Source organism: Alloalcanivorax gelatiniphagus (genome assembly GCF_005938655.1).
Classification (GTDB): domain Bacteria; phylum Pseudomonadota; class Gammaproteobacteria; order Pseudomonadales; family Alcanivoracaceae; genus Alloalcanivorax; species Alloalcanivorax gelatiniphagus.
In genome coordinates this window covers 1-17,322 of record NZ_VCQT01000019.1, presented here as the reverse complement: position 1 = coordinate 17,322, position 17,322 = coordinate 1, and the positions used below count along the sequence as shown (strand labels likewise).

The 17,322-nt window shown below is 66.6% G+C and carries 16 protein-coding genes; 7 read left to right on the top strand and 9 right to left on the bottom strand.

What is annotated here, in order from left to right; translation table 11 throughout:
- Nucleotides 1-61: 61 nt before the first annotated feature.
- A complete protein-coding gene (locus tag FGS76_RS03885) occupies nucleotides 62-1,273 on the top strand; it encodes a DcaP family trimeric outer membrane transporter (RefSeq protein ID WP_138771320.1) in 1,212 nt (403 codons plus the stop codon).
- A 46-nt stretch (nucleotides 1,274-1,319) separates the two neighbouring features.
- On the opposite strand, the gene FGS76_RS03880 is transcribed toward FGS76_RS03885, so the two are convergent.
- From FGS76_RS03880 to gtdA, 6 genes are all read right to left on the bottom strand, one after another.
- Nucleotides 1,320-2,078 carry a sulfite exporter TauE/SafE family protein gene (locus tag FGS76_RS03880; protein WP_138771319.1) on the bottom strand — a complete coding sequence of 253 codons (759 nt, stop codon included), beginning with the start codon at nucleotides 2,076-2,078 and terminating at the stop codon, nucleotides 1,320-1,322.
- A gap of 95 nt (nucleotides 2,079-2,173) precedes the next feature.
- Entirely contained in the window at nucleotides 2,174-4,132 is a 1,959-nt protein-coding gene (locus tag FGS76_RS03875) for a TRAP transporter permease (protein ID WP_138771318.1), read from the bottom strand.
- Between the two features lie 23 nt (nucleotides 4,133-4,155).
- A complete protein-coding gene (locus FGS76_RS03870; RefSeq protein ID WP_170214391.1) occupies nucleotides 4,156-5,115 on the bottom strand; it encodes a TAXI family TRAP transporter solute-binding subunit in 960 nt (319 codons plus the stop codon).
- Between the two features lie 121 nt (nucleotides 5,116-5,236).
- Complete coding sequence (locus FGS76_RS03865) at nucleotides 5,237-6,421, bottom strand: FAD-dependent monooxygenase (RefSeq protein WP_138771316.1); 1,185 nt, start codon at nucleotides 6,419-6,421, stop codon at nucleotides 5,237-5,239.
- 26 nt (nucleotides 6,422-6,447) lie between these two features.
- The gene (locus tag FGS76_RS03860; protein WP_138771315.1) at nucleotides 6,448-7,305 is read right to left on the bottom strand and encodes a fumarylacetoacetate hydrolase family protein; all 858 of its coding nucleotides are present in this window, start codon (nucleotides 7,303-7,305) and stop codon (nucleotides 6,448-6,450) included.
- Between the two features lie 19 nt (nucleotides 7,306-7,324).
- Nucleotides 7,325-8,362, bottom strand: coding sequence for a gentisate 1,2-dioxygenase (gtdA, locus tag FGS76_RS03855; RefSeq protein ID WP_138771314.1), 1,038 nt, complete (start codon nucleotides 8,360-8,362; stop codon nucleotides 7,325-7,327).
- 295 nt (nucleotides 8,363-8,657) lie between these two features.
- Between gtdA and FGS76_RS03850 the strand changes: the two genes are divergently transcribed.
- Nucleotides 8,658-8,897, top strand: coding sequence for a hypothetical protein (locus tag FGS76_RS03850; protein ID WP_138771313.1), 240 nt, complete (start codon nucleotides 8,658-8,660; stop codon nucleotides 8,895-8,897).
- Between the two features lie 31 nt (nucleotides 8,898-8,928).
- Here FGS76_RS03850 and FGS76_RS03845 read toward each other — a convergent pair whose 3' ends face one another.
- Genes FGS76_RS03845 through prmB form a run of 3 tightly spaced genes read right to left on the bottom strand, consistent with a single transcriptional unit; the run spans nucleotide 8,929 to nucleotide 12,135 of the window.
- Nucleotides 8,929-10,068, bottom strand: coding sequence for an MFS transporter (locus FGS76_RS03845; RefSeq protein WP_138771312.1), 1,140 nt, complete (start codon nucleotides 10,066-10,068; stop codon nucleotides 8,929-8,931).
- A 9-nt stretch (nucleotides 10,069-10,077) separates the two neighbouring features.
- Nucleotides 10,078-11,175, bottom strand: coding sequence for a chorismate synthase (gene aroC, locus FGS76_RS03840; protein WP_138771311.1), 1,098 nt, complete (start codon nucleotides 11,173-11,175; stop codon nucleotides 10,078-10,080).
- 18 nt (nucleotides 11,176-11,193) lie between these two features.
- On the bottom strand, nucleotides 11,194-12,135 hold the full coding sequence (prmB, locus tag FGS76_RS03835; RefSeq protein ID WP_138771310.1) for a 50S ribosomal protein L3 N(5)-glutamine methyltransferase: 942 nt from the start codon (nucleotides 12,133-12,135) through the stop codon (nucleotides 11,194-11,196).
- Nucleotides 12,136-12,319: 184 nt separating this feature from the next.
- Here prmB and FGS76_RS03830 point away from each other — a divergent pair, with 184 nt between their 5' ends.
- The 5 genes from FGS76_RS03830 (at nucleotide 12,320) to FGS76_RS03810 (ending at nucleotide 17,079) form a co-directional block, all read left to right on the top strand.
- Nucleotides 12,320-12,820, top strand: a complete 501-nt coding sequence (locus FGS76_RS03830; protein ID WP_138771309.1) for an EVE domain-containing protein — start codon at nucleotides 12,320-12,322, stop codon at nucleotides 12,818-12,820.
- 175 nt (nucleotides 12,821-12,995) lie between these two features.
- Nucleotides 12,996-14,294 (top strand): ammonium transporter, encoded by a 1,299-nt coding sequence (locus FGS76_RS03825; RefSeq protein WP_138771308.1) that lies wholly within the window; start codon nucleotides 12,996-12,998, stop codon nucleotides 14,292-14,294.
- The gene (locus tag FGS76_RS03820) at nucleotides 14,291-14,911 is read left to right on the top strand and encodes a hypothetical protein (protein ID WP_138771307.1); all 621 of its coding nucleotides are present in this window, start codon (nucleotides 14,291-14,293) and stop codon (nucleotides 14,909-14,911) included. Before FGS76_RS03825 ends, FGS76_RS03820 begins: the two co-directional genes overlap by 4 nt.
- A gap of 71 nt (nucleotides 14,912-14,982) precedes the next feature.
- A complete protein-coding gene (locus FGS76_RS03815) occupies nucleotides 14,983-16,272 on the top strand; it encodes a dicarboxylate/amino acid:cation symporter (RefSeq protein WP_138771306.1) in 1,290 nt (429 codons plus the stop codon).
- Entirely contained in the window at nucleotides 16,273-17,079 is an 807-nt protein-coding gene (locus tag FGS76_RS03810; RefSeq protein ID WP_138771305.1) for an SDR family NAD(P)-dependent oxidoreductase, read from the top strand.
- The last annotated feature ends 243 nt before the right edge of the window (nucleotides 17,080-17,322 follow it).

Sequence of the window (17,322 nt, the reverse complement as noted above, 5' to 3'; positions counted from 1 at the left end):
TCGTGCCTGAAAAACGCAAAACGCGAATAACAACATTCATAAGAGAAACAAGGAAATCGCCATGAAATTCAAACCTCTGGTTCCTCTGGTGCTGGCCTCCACCTGGCTGGCGGCGCCGCAAAGCCACGCTTTCGACGTGGTCGAGGCCGGCCAGCCGGTGGTCACCGGCGAACCCAGCCGGGTGGGCCCGCCCTGGAACCACCGCAGCACCTTCAACATTCCCGGCACCGCCACCGACGTGGCGTTCGGCGGCTACGCAAAACTCGACATCTTCTACGACTTCGACTACGACCTGGGCGCCTCCACCACGCCGTTCAACGTGCTCGACGACAGCAACCGCACCGACGGCCGCACCCGTTTCACGGCGGCGGAGTCCCGGCTCAATTTCCGCACCCATACGCGCACCGACCGGGGCGTGCTCACCACCTATTTCGAAGGGCACTTCATGCCCGACGAGAAGTTCAATCTGCGCCATGCCTATGGCGAGATGAACGGCTTGCTGGCCGGTCAAACCTGGACCAACTTCATGAGCTTCGTGGCCACGCCGCGCACCCTGGCCCTGGGCAGCCCCAAGGGCTACGCCTTCGACCGCAAGGCGCAGTTGCGCTACACCCGCTCCATCGGCAAAGGCACCCTGGCGGTGGCCCTGGAGGACCCGGACACGGTGATCGCCCGCGCCAACGTCTCGCCGGACCCCAACAGCGCCGCCAGCGGCGACAGCCCGCTGCCGGACCTGACCCTGCGCTACGAATACCGGCGCCTGTTCACCCTGTCGCTGCTGGCGCGCAAGCTGTCCACCAACGATGAAGTGGCCCAGGTCGACGACAGCGCCACCGGTTACGGTGCCCTGGCGCAGATCAGCCTGCCGCTGTTCAACGGCCTCACCTTCAAGGGCAACGTGATCGGCGGCAGCGGCATCGGCAACTACATGGGCAACCCGGGCAATACCGGCCACCGCCGGGCGCCGGACGTTTACGTGGAAAACGGCAAGCTGGAAACCGTGGACCTGACCGCCTTCGGCGTCTCTCTCAACCAGCCGCTGAGCCGTGACTGGTTCGCCTCGGTGGGCTTCTCCCGGCTCAAGCAGGACCTGCCGGAAACCGAATACGGCGAGCACTTCGAAACGCTGGATTACGGCTTCGCCAATCTGATCTGGGACGTGACCGCGCGCATGATGGTGGGCGTGGAGCTGCAACGGGTGGATCTGGAGCAGGTCAACGGCGAATCGGAAACCGCCAATCGTCTGCAAACCAGCTTCCTCTACCAGTTCTGAGCACCCTCCCGACCAGTACCACGGACCCGGCCAACGGCCGGGTCCTTCACAGCCCCTTGTAAATCATGCTGCAACCCACCAGCAGCAATACCACCCGCACCAGCCGCTGAAACGCCAGCAGGGACAGCCGGCCGCGCAGCCGCTGCCCCAGCCACAGCCCGGCCAATGCCGGCGCCACCACCAGCGCCGAGATCACCAGATCGGCGCCGCCGATCAGCCCGTAGCCACCCAGGGCCGCGGCGATCACCACCCCGCCCACCAGAAACATCAGGCTCACCGAAAAGATGAACCCGGTCTTGTCCAGGTCCACGGCCAGCAGGGCGTGCACGGCGGGAAAACCGAAAAACGAGGTGGCGCCGCCCACCGCGCCGCTGACCACGCCTGCGGTGAACAGAAAGGCCCGCCGCCAGGCCGGCGCCACCCGCCAGGGCCGCATGAATTGCGACAGGGTCACCAACAGCACCAACACGCCCACCAACAGCGACAGCTGATCCTGATGCAGCCGTGCCAGCAGCGGCACGCTGGCCAGCATCGCCAGCAGCAAACCGGCGAACAACGGCCACAGGCCCACCACCACCGCCGCCCGATGGCGGCTGCTGATCAACTGCGCCAGGTTGGTGATAAAGATCGGCGCCAGCATCCAGCCCATCACCGTGGTGGGCGGAACGTCCAGCAGCAGAATGGTCAACGGAATGCCCACCAGCGGCATGCCGAAACCGGTCAGGCCTTTGACGGTGCCGGCGGTACCAAAGGTGAGACAGAGGGCGGCGAAGGTGGCCAGCGAAGGCAACACGAGAGTGCTCAAGGCGAAATCCTGACAAAAAAGGCGCCCCTCGCCGGAACCGTGAGCGGGGACGCCAACCCGGGAGACAGGGAAAGGCGGCGGTCAGTGGCCCGCCATCATGGCTGGCTCTGGGGGTTCCAGGCGCGCCGGCGCCAATAACCGCGCCCGGCACAGGCCGCCATCACCGCCAGCCCCAGGGCGTAGGCCGGCACGGCGTGGCTGCCACTGACCAGGGCCAGAAACACGGCCAGCCCGGTGACGCCCAGTATCAGACGCCAGGGCCAGCGCAGCGCACCGCGCAGGTAGCCGGCCAGGGCGCCGTTGAGAATAAAGATCAACAGCGTGGTGGCGAGCACCACCTCCGTCAATCCGGCCGCGTCGAAATGGCTCTTGCTGAGCAACATCTCGGGACGGAACACGAAAATAAACGGCACCAGGTAGGCGATCCAGGCGTAGCGCATGGCGGTCACCGACACCGCCAGCGGCTTCTCGTCGGCGATGCTGGAGGCGGCGTAGGCGGCGATGGCGATGGGCGGCGTGATCATCGACATCATGCCGTAGTACAACACGAACATATGCGCCGACAGCTTGGGCACGCCGGCGTGCACCAGCGCCGGCACCACCAGGGACGCCAGCAATACATAGACCGCCACGGTGGGCATGCCCATGCCCAGCACGATACTGATCACCGCCGTCAGTGCCAGCAGCACCACCACATCGCCACCGGCGACGTCGACCATGATCGAGGTGAGCGCGAACACCACGCCGGTGGCATTGAGCACACCGATAACGAAACCGGCGGCGGCGACGATGGCCAGGATCTCCATGGACGCCTGGCCGGTTTTGCGGAACGCTTCCAGAATGTCCCGGAAAGCGATGCGCTCACCGCCATAGCCACGGGTCAGCCCGAGCACCGCCACCAGCACCGCCGCCGCCAGCGCCGACAGTTCCGGAGACTGGTTGAAGTTGAACAGCAGCACGATCAGCAGCACGAACGGCAACAGAAAATGCCCGCCCTGCTTCATCACCTGGCTGAACGGCTTGCGCTCCTCCCGGGGCACGGGAGACACGTTCTGGTGGATGGCGTCCGCATCGGACTGCATGAACACCGCGAAGAAGAAGAACAGCGCCGGCAGCACCGCCGCCAGCACAATGGTCTCGTAGGGGGTCTGCGACAGTTCCGCCATCAGGAAGGCGGCGGCGCCCATCACCGGTGGCATGAACTGCCCGCCGGTGGAGGCCACCGACTCGGTGGCCGCCGCCACCCGTCCGCTGAAGCCGGAGCGCTTCATCAATGGAATCGAGATCACCCCGGTGGACACCACATTGGACACGGCGCTGCCGGAGATGGTGCCGAACAGCGCCGAGGCGACAATGGCGATCTTGCCGCTACCGCCACGGAACCGCCCCACCGCCGCCACCGCCAGATCGGAGAAGAACTCGCCGCCGCCGGCGCGGTTCAGCAGCACACCGAAGAAGATAAACGGAATCACCACGGTGACGCCGATGGTGATCGGCAGGCCCACCATGGCGGTGGTGTCGAGCACCAGATGCGGAGCCAGATCCATCACCGTCCAGGGCCGGGCGGTGAACGGCGCCGGCATCAGATTGCCCCACAGTCCGTAGGCAATGAACGCCAGCACGATCAGCACCAGCGCCCAGCCCACCATGCGACGCAAACCGTCGATCACCGCCGGCACGATAATGGCGCCGATGATGAAGGTCTCCACCGGGAAGTAGAACATCTGCGCGGACAGCACCTTATAGCGCCAGGCGGCATACCAGCAGGTGCCCAGTACCAGCGCCGCGATCAGCAGATTGAACCGCGCCGGGGCGCCGGCGTAGTCACGCCCGCGCAGGTCCCGACTCAGATAGATAAGCGCCAGGCACAGCCCCAGGATCACCAGGGAAAATTCCTGTACCAGGTACACGCGGCCCCATAACAGGCGCGGCAGCTCCGCGGTCCAACCCAGACTGAGGGCGGTGATCAATACCGCCACCAGCCCACGCAGCACGGTCGCCCGCCGGGCAGCCGCACTGCCGGCGGCGCCGTTGGCTTCAGTCAATGTGGTCATGATTCGCTACTCGCCGGTGTGGCTCAGCGCGACCAGAGGTCGTGCTCCTGGTAATAGCGGATGGCGCCCGGGTGATAGGGAAGCCGCACGTTCTTGGCCATCTTGCGCGGCTCCAGCCGGCTCAGGTTGGCGTAGTTGTCGGCCAGGGCCTGGCGGTGCTCGATCAAGCCCTCCACCAGCCGATAAACCGCGTCGTCGTCCACATGCTTGCCGGCGTACAGAATGTAATCGTAGGCCATCATCGGCGCGGGCTTTTTCAGCCCGGTCAGGTTGTCCCGGGGTTGCACCACGCGCACATAGGTCTGCGGCATCAGCGCCTGCATGCGGGCCTGGGCTTCCGCGTCGATATTGAACGGCAGGAAGCGAATGCCACCCACCGAGGCGTTGACCTCGTCCAGCTTGCCGGAGCCCAGCGCGAAGAAGCCCACGTCGGTGCGCCCGGCGGTGAAGTCGTCCGCGTTGGAGAGCAGATTGGTGGTCGGCACGGCGCGCATGTCGTCCATGGTCAGGTCGGCGTTGGCCAGGGCGGCGTCGATCAGCTCACCGATAATCCGCTGGCCGCTGTAGCCGGAGGAAATGCGCGCGCCCTTGATGTCGTTGATGCTCTGGTACTCCGCGTCCTCGCGCACGAACAGGCCCACGTCGAACGGATAAAGCACCGCCACCACACGCAGATCCGGGTGTTCGTGGCCCTGGAAATCGCCGACGCCGTTATAGGCGTTGCTGACCTCAAGAATATTGGCCAGGCCGAAGTCGGTGCGGCCGCTGTTGACCAGCGGCATCACCCGGCCGGTGCCGCCATAGGGCTGCACCAGGTATTGGTCGCCGGTGGCGTTGGAGATCACATTGGCGATGGCGGCGCCGATGCTGTAGGTCGACGAACCGCCGCCGGCGGTGCCGATGCCGAAGGATTGCGCCTGAGCCGTGGCCGTCAGGGTGGCGGCCAGCATCAGGGCGGTAAGCAGCTTACGGGTCATTGTCATTATCATTGGTTTTTTCTCCTTAACCGGCACGGTTATCGGACTTTATTAGGGAGTGGCGGCGTCTGCTTGAAAAACGGACATGCTAGCCGCCGCCACTTCCGGCTGCGTAAGAACAATCGTTTCAGAGCATGTCCACGCTCACCGGGTCGTAGGAAAACAACCAGGCGGAACGCTCTGAGTTCATATCCCGTTTGGCGAACTCCTGACGCAGTTCGTCGGTGGAATTGAGATGGAAAAGACGTCGGTTGGCCGACGATTCATTGACGATGCGGGTGGTCCGCTCGATACGGTTGCGCTGATACAACAACAGCGCTTGGTGGTCGGTGCCCGCGGACGCCAGGGCGCGGGCGAACACCGCCGCGTCTTCCACCGCCATGGCCGCGCCCTGGGCCATGTAAGGCAAGGTCGGATGGGCGGCGTCGCCCAACAGAGTGGCGGCGCCGGCGGTCCAGTTGGCCACCGGCGGGCGGTTATTCATCGCCCAGCGATAGCAGTGGTCCCGGTCAGCGGCCGCGATCAGCGCGCCGATGGCCGGATGCCAGCCCTGGAAGTCCGCGTTGAGTTCCTCCCAGGGACGGCTGGCCACCCAGGACTCCTCGTCCCACTGGTCGTGCTCCACGCAGCCGACCAGATTGATCAGGCTGTCGCCGCGCATGGGGTAGGTCACCGCGTGTTTGCCGGGCCCCACCCAGATGTCCACGGTGCGCAGCCGGTGCGCCTCGTCCACATCGTCGGCGCTGACCACCACCCGCCAGGAGGCATCGCCGGTATAGGTCACCGGCGCGGCACCGACGATCTGCTCACGGATCGCCGACTTGATGCCGTCGGCGCCCAGCAGCACGGCGCCCTCAGCCTGTCCGCCATCGGCGAAATACAGCGTTACCCCGCCACCCTGCTCCTCGAAGCGCACCACCTCCTTGCCGAGGTGGATGGCATCGGGCTTGAGGGCGCGCACCCGCTCCACCAGCAGCCGGTGCAGATCGGCCCGGTGCACGGACACATAGGGCACGCCGTGGCGACGGGTGTAGGCATCGCCCAGGGGAATGGTCTGCAGCACCTCGCCGCTGTCGAACAGACGAAACCGGTAGGCTTCCGGCCGCGAGCCGGTCTCCACCAGGGCGTCCAGCACCCCGATATGGCGATACACGCGGCTGGCATTGGCGCTGACCTGGATGCCCGCGCCCACCTCGCCCAGCACATCGGCCTGTTCGTAGACCTCCACGTCGATGCCGCGCTGCAGCAGACAGGCGGCGGCGGTAAGGCCGCCGATGCCGCCGCCGGCAATCAGAACTTTGTTTTTGCTCATGCAAGGACTCCGCTTGTCACCGAACTTCAGCGCACCATCACGCGCATGGCGCCGATCCGTTCGATCCAGGCATCCATACGGTCACCGCGCTGGATCGGTGCCACCCCTTCCGGGGTGCCGGTGAGAATCACGTCGCCGGGCTCCAGGGTGTAGGAGTGGGAGGCGAAGGAAATAATCTTGGCCACCGACCAGATCAGATCGCGGGTGTTGGCGTTCTGACGGGTTTCGTCGTTGACCTTGATGTCCAGCTCCACCGACTCCGGGGAACCGAATTCATCGGCGGTCACCAGCCAGGGCCCGAGCACCGTGAAGGTATCCAGGGATTTGCGATAGCTGCGATCCTCGGTACCGCGAATGGTGATATCCAGGCCGATGAAGTAACCGGCGATGTAGTCAAGAGCGTCCTGCTCGGAGACATTGCGGGCGGTTTTGCCGATCACCAGCGCCAGCTCCACCTCGTGATCGGTGCGGCGGCCATCGTCGTGATGGATCTCCACCCCTTCACCGGCGCCGACCATGGAGCTGTTGGCCTTGAGAAACAGGGCGTAACGGTCGATCAGCGAGATCTCGGTGCCGAAGTTGATGCCGGCGTCCTCGCGGGACTCCTCCACGTGCTTCATGTAGTTCACCGGCGCGGCGATGATCTTGCCCGGGTTGGCCACCGGGCTGAGCAGACGCACCTCGGCCAGCGGCCTGCTGGGCGCGTCGGCGGCGGCCGCTTCCAACCGTTGGCGCAGTTCCGGCAACGCGGCGATAAAGGCATCGCCCCGGGAGAACGGCCACTGTTGCGACGGCAGCGCTTCGCTCACCACCTCGGTGACATCCGCCACGCGGTCGCCGACGACCACGCCCACGCGGTCGTTATCGAATCTACAAATACGCATTTGATTACCTCTGGGTTTATTACTGGCGCTCTTCGCGGTGGAAGCCGAGCTTCTCGTGCAAAGCGCGATCCGAGAAAAAGAACAGGAAGCAGTCCTCGCTGGCCGACAAACGCCGCCACTGCCAGCCGGGAATGGCGATCACATCCTTGGGACCGAAGCTGATCACCTGGCCGTCGATGGTGATCTCGCCCCGGCCCTCCACCACGTGCATCACCTGGCTGTCCGTGGAACGCAGGGCGGTGGTTTGCTCGCCCTTGCGCAGATGGGTCATCCAGGTGGCCAGGGTGGGCATCGGCCAGCCGCCGTCGATGGGGTTGGCGTAGCGCAGGGTGGTGCCCCAATGCTCATCCGGCGCGGCGCCCAGGGCGGCCTTGATAAGGGCGTCCCGGGTGCGCTCGTAGGGATAATTGAAAATCGGCGTGGTCGGCCCGTAGGGGCTGCGCGCGTCGATGGGCAGCAGGTTCTGGCCGTAGCGGGCCAGGGAGTCGCCCTCCGGCCGGCTGAGCGGCTGGCGGCTTTCTTCGTGGGGGTCGGAGAACACCGACTCAAAATAGCTGATCACCGGAATATCCAGCCCATCCAGCCAGATCACCGGCTCATCGCCGTCGTTGCCGTGGTCGTGCCAGGCCCAGGCCGGGGTGATCACGAAGTCGCCCTCGCGCATGGTGGTGCGCTCACCGCCCACCGAGGTGTAGCCGCGCTCGCCCTCGATAAGAAAGCGCAACGCCGACGGCGTGTGCCGGTGCGCCGGGGCGGTTTCACCGGGCAGAATCAACTGCAAGCCGGCATAGAGGCTGGGCGTGGCCCGGGACTGGCCGGGGCAGGACGGGTTTTCCAGCACCAGCACCCGGCGCTCCGCCTCCTCGGCGGTAAGCAGATCACCGGCTTCCAGCAGCAGCGGGCGCAACTGCGAGTAATGCCATTGATGGGCGTGGTAATGGGAGGTGGGCTGGCGCGGCACGATGTTGCCGAGCACCTCCCACAGGGGAGCGGCTTCGAACGCCGCCAGCCGTTGATAGAACGCGCGTCGGCGCGCAGAGGTGGTCTTGCCTGCCATAGCAACCTCGCTGCGACTATTGTTGTTGTGTCGTGGGTTGTTGTGTCTTGCGAGGCACTATAGGAAAGTCGTTTTCTTAATTAAATTGAATAAAAAGAGCCACTGATTAACCTGGGGTTAACCACCCAAACCCGGCCACCCTGCGGAAAACGCGGCGGACCGGTCATACTCGTCCCCCCGCTTATCCACTCCGAGGTGTTCGTCCAATGCGCCATTGATGCCGCCGTCTTCACGACGGCCAGTCTCCACCGGCCCCCATACGCAGGGGGAGAATCTGGCATCCCTGGAAATCCGCATGACGAATCCGTATCTCACGCTGCACGACCTGTCCTTCGTGCTCCCGGACGGCCGACCGCTGTTCGCGGACCTCAATGAAACCTTCGACGCTTCCCATACCGGCGTGGTGGGCCGTAACGGCGTGGCGCCCCCTGGAGCACGCCCGGTCTTGACGGGCCCGCGTTCATCCCGCCGTCGCCCGACTATCCCGGTAGGAGCGGCTTTAGCCGCGATAAAGGACGCCGAAGATCGCGGCTGAAGCCGCTCCTACCGGTGCCGCCGGGGGCGGTTTATCGCGCTTCGGCGGCCACCGGCAGGCGGGTGCAGAGGGCGGCGGCGACCAGGGTCAGGGCGCCGGCCACCAGGAAGCAGTAGACGCCCAGGTAGGGCCAGGCCAGGCCGGTGAGGCCGGAGCCCAGGCCCCAGCCGGCACCGTAGCCCAGGCTGGAATACAGCGCCTGGCCCTGGCCGGCGAAGGCGCGGCCGGAGGCCCGTTGCACCCAGGCGATGCCGCCGGCGTGAAAACTGGCGTAGCTGGCGGAGTGCAGCAGCTGGGCGGCGGTGAGCCAGGGGATGCTGTCGCCGCACAGCGCCACCACCACCCAGCGCACGCTGGCCAGCAACAGGCAGGTCAGCAGGATGCGGTTCAGGGCGAAGCGGGTCATCAGGCGGTGCATGATCAGAAAGGCCACCACCTCGGAGGTCACCGCCACCGCCCACAGCGTGCCCACGGTGACCTTGCGGAAGCCCATCTCTTCCAGGTGGATGCTGTAGAAGGTGTAGTAAGGGCCGTGGGAGGCCTGCATCAGAAAGGCCACCAGCATGAAGATCTGAATATCGCGGCGTTTGAGCAGCTTGATCAGGCCGCCGTCGGCGTTACGGCGGGGCTCGCCCCGTTCCGCCGGCAGCGCCAGGGTGGCCAGCCACAGCAGCCAGAGCAGCACCGACATGACCCAGGGCAGCAGGCCCATGGGCAGATGGTCGAGGGCCAGCCCCACCAGCAACACGCAGGTGATAAAGCCCAGCGAGCCCCACACCCGCACCTGGCTGTAGCGGTGGGCCTGGTCGCCGAGGGTGTGCAGGGTGACCACCTCGAACTGGGCCAGCACCGCGTTCCAGAAAAAGCTGAACACGGCGAGAAGGATGGCCATGGACCAGATCTGGTCGGCCCAGAACACCGGCAGAAAGGCCACCGCCGCCGCCAGGTTGCCCAGGCGGATAATGCGCATGCGCGCGCCGGAGCGGTCGGCGAGCCAGCCCCACAGATTGGGGGCCACCACCTTGGTCAGATGGGGCACCGCCATCAGCAGGCCGATGGTGGTGGCGGAGAAGCCCAGGTCCTTGAGGTACAGGGACCAGTAGGGCACCAGGGTGCCCAACAGGCCGAAATACAGAAAATAGAAGGCCGACAGGCGCCAATAATAATGCATGGGCGAGCGTCAGGCCTGGCCGGGGATCGGCGCCAGCGGCGGCGTCACGTCTCCGTTCTGCGCCCGGTGGCGCAGGTAATGGTCCATCAGCACCAGGGCCAGCATGGCCTCGGCGATGGGCGTGGCGCGCACCCCCACACAGGGGTCGTGGCGGCCCTTGGTGATCACCTCGGTGGGTTCGCCGTCCAGGGTGATGGAGCGGCCCGGGATGGTGATGCTGGAGGTGGGCTTGAGGGCCATGCTGGCACGCAGGGTCTGGCCGCTGGTGATGCCGCCCAGCACGCCGCCGGCGTGGTTGCTGAGAAAGCCCTGGGGGGTGATCTCGTCGCGGTGCTGTTCGCCGCGCTGGTTGACCACCTCGAAGCCGTCGCCGATTTCCACGCCCTTGACCGCGTTGATCGACATCAGCGCCTTGGCCAGGTCCGCGTCGAGCCGGTCGAACACCGGCTCGCCCCAGCCCGGCGGCAGGTTGTCGGCGTACACCGTGACCCGGGCACCGATGGACGAGCCGTCCTTGCGCAGGTCGTTGATCAGCTGTTCCAGGGCCGGGATCTTGTCCGGGTCCGGGAAGAAGAACGGATTGCTGTCCACCGTGGTCCAGTCGAAGGTCTCGGCGCGGATCGGGCCGATCTGCTCCACCCCACCGTAGAGCCGCACGCCCAGCCGTTCGCTGAGGAACTTGCGGGCGATGGCGCCGGCGGCCACCCGCATGGCGGTTTCCCGGGCGGAGGAGCGGCCGCCGCCCCGGTAATCCCGGAAGCCGTATTTCTGGGTGTAGGTGTAGTCCGCGTGGCCCGGCCGGAAGGTGGTGGCGATGTTGCCGTAGTCCTTGGACTTCTGGTCGGTGTTCTCGATCAGCAGGCCGATGGCGGTGCCGGTGGTCTTGCCTTCGAACACCCCGGACAGGATGCGCACCTGGTCCGGTTCCTTGCGCTGGGTGGTATAGCGGCTGGTGCCCGGTTTGCGGCGGTCCAGTTCGTGCTGCAGGTCAGCCTCGCTGAGCGTCAGCCCCGGCGGGCAGCCGTCCACGATGGCACCCAGCGCGGCGCCGTGACTTTCACCGAAAGTGGTGACGCGGAAGCGCTCACCAAAACTGTTCCCGGACATAGCTTTCCTCTTCGGGCCTCAGCCCGTGACATGATCTCGCTTGAAACAATCCCGATGCTCGATCAGCTGGCGCCGATCCAACATGAACACCCCATGGCCGCCGCGCTCGAACTCGAACCACAGGAACGGCACCTCCGGCCAGGCGGCCATCATGTGCCGGTCGCTGTTGCCCACCTCCACGATCAGCACGCCGTCCTCGCTGAGGCGCTCCGGCGCCTCGATCAGCAGGCGGCGGGTGAAATCCAGCCCGTCCACGCCGGAGGCCAGGGCCAGTTCCGGCTCGTGGCGGTACTCATCCGGCATCGCCGCCAGATCCTCCGCGTCCACATAGGGCGGGTTGGAGACGATCAGATCGTAGGGGCCGGTGAGCCCGTCCAGGCCATCGGCGCGCAGCGGAAACACCCGCTCCTCCAGGCCGTGGCGCTGGACGTTGGCGCGGCACACCGCCAGGGCGTCCTCGGAGATGTCGCTGGCGTCCACCTGGGCCTGTTCCAGGGCGTGGGCGCAGGCGATGGCGATGCAGCCACTGCCGGTGCACAGGTCCAGCACCCGGTCGATGCGGTCCGGGTCCAGAAACGGCTGAAAGCGGGCCTCGATCAGCTCGGCGATGGGCGAACGCGGAATCAGCACGCGCTCATCCACCTGGAACGGCAGGCCGCAGAACCAGGCTTCGCCGGTCAGATAGGGCACCGGCACCCGTTCGTTCACGCGGCGCTTCATCAGCGCCACGAACGCCGATACCTCATCGGGCAGCAGACGGGCATCCAGCATGCGCGGGTCGGTGTCCAGGGGCAGCGCCAGCACATGCAACAGCAGGGCCAGGCATTCGTCGCCGTGATCGTCGGTGCCGTGGCCGAGAAAGACGCCGCCCCGGCGCAGCACCGACTCGCCCCAGCGCAGACAATCGCGCGGGGTTCGCAAGGTGGCCTGGGCCTGATCCTGTTCGCGGGGTTCGATCACGGGTACGCCTCCATAATGGGCGCGGAAGCGTAGCACAAAATCGGCCGGTTGGCCGTCACCGGAATGACATCCCGAAGGCCCAGTGTGGAGCCCATGGCGGGGCGCATTGGAGTCATTACTTAAAGTGAGGATGACTTTATTGACAGACGTGATACATTGCCCCTTCACACGCGGGAGGATCGGTATGCGCAGCTGGCTTTTCAAGACCGAGCCAAAGGATTTCAGTCTGCAGGATTTGCAGGACGCGCCGGATCAGACCACGGGCTGGGATGGTGTTCGCAACTACCAGGCACGCAACCGCATCCGCGACGAGGTGCAGGAAGGCGACCGGGTACTGATCTACCACTCCCGTGGCAAGAATCCCTCCATCGTCGGTGAAGCCCGCGTGGTTTCCGCTCCCTACCCGGACCCGACCCAGTTTCAGCCGCAGCACCCGGGCTTCGACCCGCGCAGCAGCGAGGATATGCCGCGCTGGTTCCAGGTGGACGTGCGCTACGTGAGCAGCTACGCCGAGCCCCTGCCCCTGGCGCGCATGCGCCAGTATCCGGAGTTCGCCGATCTGGAGCTGGTGATCCGCCCGCGGCTGTCGATCCAGCAGATCACCGACCGCCAGTACCAGCAAATCCTGTCACTGTGCGAACCGGAGCTATCGGTACCCGGCGGCCTGGTGTCGGCGCTCTTCTAAAGCCCCTGCCCCGTTCCGAGGCAGGCGGCGCCCGGGGTCTCCCGGGCGCCCCAAACCGAAGCATTCCTTTTTGCGCCGTTTCCCGCCGGGCCCCGCCCCGCCGTGGCCGGCCGGTGCACACCCGTTGGCATAGCCGTTGCAGCCTTCCCCCGACAACAACCGTTAAGGGGGTTTCATGGAACGACGCGCCATCCTTCTCGCCTTTGTTCTGCTGCCCGCCCCGGCACTGGCCGCTAGCCCCCAGTACCAGGGCGCCGATGTGGTGTGGGTGGCGATCGCCGCCGCCCTGGTGTTCCTGATGCAGGCCGGCTTCGCCCTGCTGGAAAGCGGGCTGAGCCGGGCCAAGAACGCCGTCAACGTGCTGATGAAGAACTACATGGACCTGTGCGTGGGCACCCTGGCGTTCTGGGCCCTGGGCTTCGGCCTGATGTTCGGCGCCAACCCCAGCGGCTGGCTGGGCCAGAGCCTGTTCGCCCCCAGCCAGGGGGACAGCGACCTGTGGACCCTGCTGCTGTTCCAGCTGATGTTCGCCGCCACCGCCGCCACCATCGCCTCCGGCGCCATGGCCGAGCGCACCCGCTATGTGGGGTATCTGTGCGGGGCGGTGGCGATCACCGGGCTGATCTACCCGCTGTTCGGCAACTGGGCCTGGAACGGCGACGGCTGGCTGGCGCGCCTGGGGTTCGTGGATTTCGCCGGCTCCACGGTGGTTCACAGCGTCGGCGGCTGGTGCGCCCTGGCCGGCATTCTGGTGGTGGGGCCCCGGCTGGGCCGCTTCGACAAGCAGGGCCAGCCCCGGGAAATCCGCGGCCATAACCTGTCCTTCGTGGCGCTGGGCGGCTTTCTGCTGTGGTTCGGCTGGTTCGGTTTCAATGGTGGCTCCACCCTGGGCGCCAGCGTCGATATCGCCCTGATCAATCTCAACACCCAACTGGCGGCCAGCGCCGGCGCCCTGGGCTCCGCGCTCTACCGGCTGGCGGCGCGGCGCCCGGTGCTGCTCACCGAAACCGTCAACGGCAGCCTGGCCGGTCTGGTCGGCATCACCGCCGGCTGCGCCACCATGGCCCCCGGTTTCGCGGTGCTCACCGGCCTGGTGGCGGGGCTGCTGGTGGGCCCCGGCGGCCGGCTGCTGCTGGCCCTGAAACTGGACGACGTGGTGTCGGCGGTGCCGGTGCACGCCTTCGCCGGCGCCTGGGGCACCCTGGCGGCGGGCCTGTTCTACAGCGGCGATCTGTTCGACCCGGGCCGCATCACGGTGCAACTGCTGGGCATCGTGGTGGCGTTCGCCTGGGCGTTCTTCGCCGCCCTGATCCTGTATATGCTGCTGGCCCTGAGCGCCGGGCTGCGCGCCCCGGCTCTGCATGAGCAACGGGGGCTGGACGTGAGCGAACACGCGGAACTGGGCTACCCGGAATTTTCCCAGCCCCACCTCTATGACGCGGAGGTGGCCAGCGGCCTGGAGCCACGGCCATGAGCCCGGAGCAACGCCGCCGACGGGCCCTGGCCACCGGCCTGGCGCCCTATCTGGATGCCGCCGCCCTGGTCGAGGCGGTGGCGCTGTGGCAACGGGACTACGCCGACCGACCGCGCTTTTCCCTGCAGGGCTATGTCAGCGAGCTGTGCCGCCTGTTCGACCTGGGCGAGCAGCGCCACCAGCTGCATCTGAGCCTGGTGCGCGCCCAGTCCCTGCCGGACGCGCGGCTGGCCGCCGACCCGCTGGCCGACGACCGGGCCGCCGGGGCCGGAGACCGGCACCCGCCCACCCGCGCCTTCCAGGGGTTGATGCGGGCCCTGTGGGCGTCGCTGGGCGAGGCCCGGGCCGGGCAACTGCGCCTGGACCAGCTCACCGACCTGCGCCAGGCCGACTTGCCCGCCGACACCCGCGCCGCCCTGGAATACTGGCTCAACCACCCGCGCTCCGAACTGGCCGCCCTGGACCAGGGCAGCCTGCGCACCCTGCTCAATCGCGGCTATGTGTTGTTGTGCGAACGGTTCGGCCCGGTCAGCGCCGACCGTTTGCTGAAGGACGCCGGCGACCGGCTGCGCCGGGACCAGCCGGAACTGGGCCAGGCATTGAATGAGCTGTTGTAAGCCCATGCGGGTTGCCAGTGGTTCCAACCGGTCTTTATGCTTGCCGGCTACTGCACACAAAGGGCGGCGGAATGAAATTACATCACCAGATCTTTCTGGCCATGGTGCTGGGTGGCATCGCCGGCGCCCTGACCTCGGAAAACACCGCCGTATTCGGCCTGCCGCTGCTGCCGGTCTACGATCTGCTGGGCGACCTGTTTATCAACGCCCTGAAGATGGTGGTGGTACCGCTGATCACCACCGCCATCATCAGCGGCATGATCAATGTGGGCGACGGCGACAACCTGGGCCGCCTGGGCGCCAAGACGGTGGCGTTCTATCTGACCACCAGCCTGATCGCGGTGCTGGTGGGCCTGCTGGTGGTGAATGTGATTTCCCCGGGCATCATCGACGGTCAGCCGGCCCGGGACCTGCTGGGGTTGTCCGCGGACACCGAGCAGACGCTGCAAAGCATCGAGGGCCGGGGCGCCGCCGATTTCACCGAGATCCTGCGCCAGATGCTGCCGCCCAACCTGTTCCAGGCGGCGGCGGAAACGCAGATGCTGGGGCTGATCGTGTTCTCCCTGTTCTTCGGCTTTTTCCTGCGTACCCTGCCCGGCGCCCCCGGCGAACACCTGCGCCAGACCATCGAGGGCATCTACCGGGTGATCCTGCGCATCACCATGGTGATCATCCGCTTCGCCCCGGTGGGCGTGTTCGGCCTGATCGCGGTGACCGTGAGCCGCACCGGCCTGGACGCGGTGGAGCCGCTGGCGCTGTTCTTCGTCACCGTGCTGCTGGCGCTGGGCATTCATATGTTCGTGGTCATGCCACTGCTGATCCGGGGGCTGGCCAAACGGTCCCCCTGGCGGCATCTGCAGGCCATGACCCCTGCCCTGCTCACCGCGTTTTCGTCGGCCAGCTCCGCCGCCACCCTGCCGCTGAGCATGGAGTGCGTGGAAAAGCGCTCCGGCGTCTCCAACCGCACCGCCAGTTTCGTGCTGCCCCTGGGCGCCACCGTGAACATGGACGGCACCGCTCTGTATGAGTGCGTGGCGGCGATTTTCATCGCCCAGGCCTACGGGCTGGATCTCTCCCTGACCACCCAGTTCCTGATCGTGATCACCGCCCTGCTCACCTCCATCGGCGTGGCCAGCATTCCCGCCGCCAGCCTGGTGGCGATCACCGTGATCCTGGGGGTGATCGGCCTGCCCGCCGAAGCCATCGGCCTGATTCTGGTCACCGACCGGCTGCTGGACATGTGCCGCACCGCCGTGAACATCTGGGGGGACAGTGTCTGCGCGGTGCTGCTGGCGCGCAGCGAAGGCGAGGACCAGGTGCTGCAGGGGCCGATGCGCGAACTCAGCGTGGAACGGGACTGAATGAACGGCAAACCGGTCATGCTGATCACCGGCGCCGCCCACGGACTGGGGCGGGCCCTGGCGGAGCGCGCCATCGGTGAATACCGGGTGGCGCTGTTCGACCGGGACGACAGCGCCGGCCAGGCCACCACCGAGGCGCTGCGCCGGGCCGACGGCGAGGTGCTGTTTCTGCACGGCGACGTGTCCAACGAACGGGATCTGCGCCAGGCCATGGAGCGCCTGCAGCGCCGCTGGGGCCGCCTCGACGTGCTGATCAACAACGCCGGCGTGGCCGCCGCCGGTCCCTTCGAGGCCCTGGACGAGGAAAGCTGGGAGCTGCCCTGGCGGGTCAATGTGATGGGCGCGGTGTACGGCTGCCGGGCGGCGCTCACCCTGATGAAACGTCAGGGCAGTGGCCAGGTGGTCAATGTGGCGGCGCTGGCCGGGCTCACCGCGCCGCCGGGCATGGCCAGCTACGTGGCCTGCAACGCCGCCCTGATCCGGCTCAGCGAGGCGCTGGCGGCGGAACTGTCGGTGCTCGGCATCCGCGTGTCGGTGGTGTGTCCGGACCTGTTTCCCAGTGAGATGGAACGGCACATGGCCGGCTCCGACGCGCTCAGCCGGGCGCGGCTGCGGCGGGCCCTGCAGGGCGCCCCGGACAGCGCCGACCGGGTGGCCGAGCGTATCCTCGCCGATCTGCCCAAGGCGCCGCTGCACATCTTTCCCCAGCGGGAAGCGAAAAAGGCCTGGCGCCGCAAGCGCCGCCGCCCGGGGCGGTTTTTGGAAGCGATGAAGGAAAAGGCCCGGCGGCTGCGGCGGCATACCTAGACGGTGGATCGCGGCTACGGTGGATCGCGGCTAAAGCCGCTCCTTGTGTCTTTCCACGGGTTGATGGTTAGCTACCATCATCCTATCAGCCCGGTGGCAACCCGAGCCGCTCCTGAGGTCCGTGAACCTGTGTTGTAGATCGGACCACCGGGCTGTTTCTCTCAAAACTTGAACGGTATCCAAGCCACTTCCCGTTGGAAGAGTGGCTGCACAGACATGGCCAGGTGGAGTGACGGCTTATAT